Origin of the sequence: Streptomyces sp. HSW2009, from assembly GCF_040240285.1 — a bacterium.
Taxonomy (GTDB): Bacteria; Actinomycetota; Actinomycetes; order Streptomycetales; family Streptomycetaceae; genus Streptomyces.
This window is the reverse complement of record NZ_JBEHZD010001319.1, coordinates 1-3790: the sequence shown is the minus strand read 5'-3', so window position 1 is coordinate 3790 and position 3790 is coordinate 1. Positions and strand designations below refer to the sequence as shown.

The window sequence follows — 3790 nt, the reverse complement described above, 5'->3', positions numbered from 1 at the left end:
AAAAAAAAGTGGGGGGGGGGGGGGGGGGGGGGGGCCCCGGCCCGGGGGGGGGGGGGGCCCCCCCCGCGCCCGGGGCCCCGCCGGCCCGCGCCCGGGGGGCCCGTACGGGTGGTCCGGTGGTGCGCCGGTGCGCCCCCCTGCGGGTCGGGCCTGCCCGCTCCCTCACCCCGGCGCGCGGCCCGCCCCTCCGCACCCGGCGCCGGCGGCCCGGTACCGCGCGCGCCGTCGAGGCGTGCGCCCAGCGTGGCGGCGCGCGGCGCCCCATGAGGTGTCCGCCGCGGCGTGCGGCGCGCTGGATCGGTGGGGCGATGCCCCCTTGTAGCGGGTCCGCGCCGGCCCTACGCTGTGGCGCGCCGAACACCCGTACGTGGGTGCAGCGAGAGGAACGCGCTATGTCCTTACGTGGTCGCCACCGCCGCTACCAGCCGAGCCGGGTCTCCCGTGCCTCGCTCACCGTCACCGCGAGCGGTGCCGGCATGGCCCTCCCGCTCGTCGCCGCGACGGGCGCGGACGCCGCCTCCCAGGACGCCTGGGACAAGGTCGCCCGATGTGAGAGCACCAACAACTGGGACATCAACACGGGCAACGGCTTCTACGGCGGGCTCCAGTTCACGCAGAGCACCTGGAAGGAGTTCGGCGGCACGATCTACGCGTCCCGCGCCGACCTGGCCACCCGGGACCAGCAGATAGCCGTCGCCGAGAAGGTGCTCGCCGTGCAGGGGCCGCAGGCGTGGCCCAACTGTTCGGGTGCGGGCCAGTTGTCGCGCGCCAGCGCAGCGCCGCAGACCAAGGCCGCGCCCGCACCGCAGCAGCAGTCCGCCCGGCCGTCGACGCAGAGCGCCGGCACGACGGCCGCCAAGACGACCGGTCACCGCTCCGACGCGACGCCCACCACGCTGCCGGGCCGCGGCACCAAGGCCGGTCCGTACCTGGTGGTCGGCGGCGACACCCTCTCGGCCATCGCCGACGAGCACGAGGTGCGCGGCGGCTGGCGGGGCCTCTACCAGACCAACCGGCAGACCATCGGCGACGACCCCGACCTGATCGTCCCTGGCCAGCGGCTGTCGCTCCGGGGCGGTACGCCGTCCGCCGCGCCGCCACGGGCCGAGCGTCCGCACGCCACGGCGCCGCACAAGACGCGGCCGAAGGCGCCCGAGCGGCCGGCGCAGCCGCGGCCCAAGGCGCCGCAGAACGAGGACCGCCAGCAGGTCAGCAAGCCCCGGCAGAAGCAGGTGACTAAGCCCGTCCAGAAGCCGGCCCACAAACCGGCGCAGCACCAGTCGCGGAAGCGGCAGCCCCCGGCGAGCAGCGGGTACACCACGCCGGTGAGCGGCGTCGGCGTCACCACCAGCTACGGCAAGCCGGGGTCGAGTTGGGCCAGCGGCTACCACACCGGCATCGACTTCCCGGTGTCGATCGGCACCTCGGTCAGGTCGGTCGGGCCCGGCACGGTCGTCTCCGCCGGCTGGGGCGACGCGTACGGGTACCAGGTCGTCATCCGGCACGTGGACGGCCGGTACAGCCAGTACGCGCACCTGTCGCAGATCGCGGTGCGCAACGGGCAGTCGGTCAGCGGCGGGCAGCGCATCGGCCGGTCGGGCACCACCGGCAACAGCACCGGTCCGCACCTGCACTTCGAGATCCGTACCGGCCCCGGCTACGGCTCCGACATCAACCCGCTGGCCTATCTCCGCGCCCACGGCGTCAGCATCTGAGCCCGCTGCGCCGGCAGCACATGGCACGACCCGGTACGGACGGGTACGGACGGATAAAGACGGGCAAGGAACGGGCCCGGAACCGCGCGGCACGCGGCTCCGGGCCCGCCGTCCGTTACGGGTCGCCCCTTGCGGGCCGCCCGTTGCGGATCGACCGTTGTCGATCGTCCGTTGTAGGCGGGGTCAGTCCGCGACGGCCGCGGCGATCAGGGCCGCGGTCTGTGCGGGCGTGAGGTGGGTGGTGTCGACGACCTCGGCCGCCTCGTGCAGCCAGCCGCTGGCCGCCGCCGCGTAGGGCTCCAGGTACTGGAGGCGGAACTCGGACGGTCCGAGTTCGGTGTCCTCCATGATGCGCCGGCGCAGGGTGTCCTGGTCGGCGTGGAGCACGAAGTGCCGTACCGGGATGCCGTGGCCGGCCAGGCCGCTGCTGATCTCCCGCCAGTACTCCTCGACCAGTACGGTCATCGGCATCACCAGGGTGCCTCCCGCGTAGTCGAGGACGTGCCGGGCGGTCTCGACCACCAGAGACCGCCACGGCGGCCAGACCTGGAAGTTGCCCGTCCAGGGCAGGCTCGGGGTGATGTCCATCAGCATCTCGCCGACCTTCTCGGCGTCGAGCACCCGGGAGCCCGGGATCGCCTGTTGGACGAGCGCGCTGGCCGTCGTCTTGCCCGCGCCGTGGGTGCCGTTGAGCCATACGATCATGGGACCCGAGGGTAGTGCCGGGACTCCCCGGCGGGGCGGGGCGGGGTTCGGGGATCGGACTCCGCGTTGCCTGGCCCTGCCCGACTCCCCCTGGTCCGGTCTTGCCCCGACTCACCCCGCACCATCCCGATCTGCTGCGATCCGTCGTGGTCTGGTCCGGTCGCGCGGTCACTGTCAGTGGTCGCGGTTACGGTGGCCGGGTGACCAGATACGTGGCGCTGTTGCGCGGCATCAATGTGGGTCGGCACAACCGGATTCCGATGGCCACCCTGCGGGAGTTGCTGGAGGGCCTCGGGTGCACGGCCGTGCAGACCCACCTCCAGAGCGGCAATGCGGTGTTCGCGCCGCCGCAGCGCGGCCCTGGCACGCCCGCTGCGGTGGCCGGGGAGTTGGAGCGGGTCATCGCCGAGCGGCTGTCGCTTCAGGTGCCCGTGCTCGTGCGGGAGGGGGCCGACCTGCGCCGGGTGGCCGCCCACGGCCCGCTCGCCGACCCGGACTTCGACCCGTCGCGGCTGCTGGTCACCTTCCTGTCCGGCCCGGTGGACCGCGAGCGGCTCGCCGGGCTCGACCCGACCGCGTACGCCCCCGACCGGTTCTGGCCCGGTCAGCAGGAGATCTACGTGTACTGCCCGGACGGGGTGCGCGGATCCAAGCTGCGGCAGGAGTTCTGGGAGAAGCGGCTCGGGCTCATCGGCACGGCCCGTAACTGGAACACGGTGCGCAAGCTGGCCGCGCTGGTGGCCACAGCGGACACGCCGTGAGCTGCGACGAGTACGCCGGGGCGGGCCGCTCGCTCGCCCACGACGATCCGCTGCTGCACTATCGAGGCGCGGTGTCCCTGGAGCGTGGCGAGCGGTGGACCGCGCCTTGGCGGCTGCCGCACCGGGAGGCGGCGCTGTACCTCCCCGAGGGTGGCACGGGGCGGGCCGCGATGCCCGCTGGCGTCCGGGTCAGTCTGCGGACCGACAGCCGCTGGCTGGGCTGCCACTATCAGGCCGACCCCGCGCCCCGGCTGAACGGCCCGCCGGAGCAGGCCCGTCTCGACGTGCTGTGCGACGACCGGCGGGTGGCCTCGATCGCGTTGGAGACGCACGGCGGCGATGCGGAGTTCCAGGTCCCGCTGCCGGCGGCGGACCCCGACCCACAGCGGCCGGGGGCGGCCCGGCCGCCGCTGGTCGAGCTGTGGCTGCCGTACTACCACCGGTTCCGGCTGCGGGGGCTCCGGCTCGCGGCGGACGCGGCGGTGGCCGCCGACCCGCCCGGGGACCGGCCGCGCTGGGTGCACTGCGGCAGCTCCATATCCCAGGGCCGCGGTGCCCGCTCCCCCTCGCGGACCTGGTCGGCCCTGGTCGCCCGGCGCGCCGGCTGGG

The 3790-nt window shown here is 74.6% G+C and carries 3 protein-coding genes and 1 pseudogene; 3 read left to right on the top strand and 1 reads right to left on the bottom strand.

The window, feature by feature from the left end; translation table 11 throughout:
* Positions 1-392: 392 nt before the first annotated feature.
* Positions 393-1715: a transglycosylase family protein gene (locus AAHZ94_RS35700; RefSeq protein ID WP_349997767.1), complete on the top strand. Its 1323-nt coding sequence runs from the start codon at positions 393-395 to the stop codon at positions 1713-1715.
* A gap of 183 nt (positions 1716-1898) precedes the next feature.
* Here AAHZ94_RS35700 and AAHZ94_RS35695 read toward each other — a convergent pair whose 3' ends face one another.
* Entirely contained in the window at positions 1899-2420 is a 522-nt protein-coding gene (locus tag AAHZ94_RS35695; protein WP_349997766.1) for an AAA family ATPase, read from the bottom strand.
* Between the two features lie 200 nt (positions 2421-2620).
* Between AAHZ94_RS35695 and AAHZ94_RS35690 the strand changes: the two genes are divergently transcribed.
* Entirely contained in the window at positions 2621-3181 is a 561-nt protein-coding gene (locus AAHZ94_RS35690) for a DUF1697 domain-containing protein (RefSeq protein ID WP_349997765.1), read from the top strand.
* Positions 3178-3790: pseudogene (locus tag AAHZ94_RS35685) on the top strand (hypothetical protein); the annotation flags it as partial. The gene AAHZ94_RS35690 and the pseudogene AAHZ94_RS35685, both read left to right, overlap by 4 nt.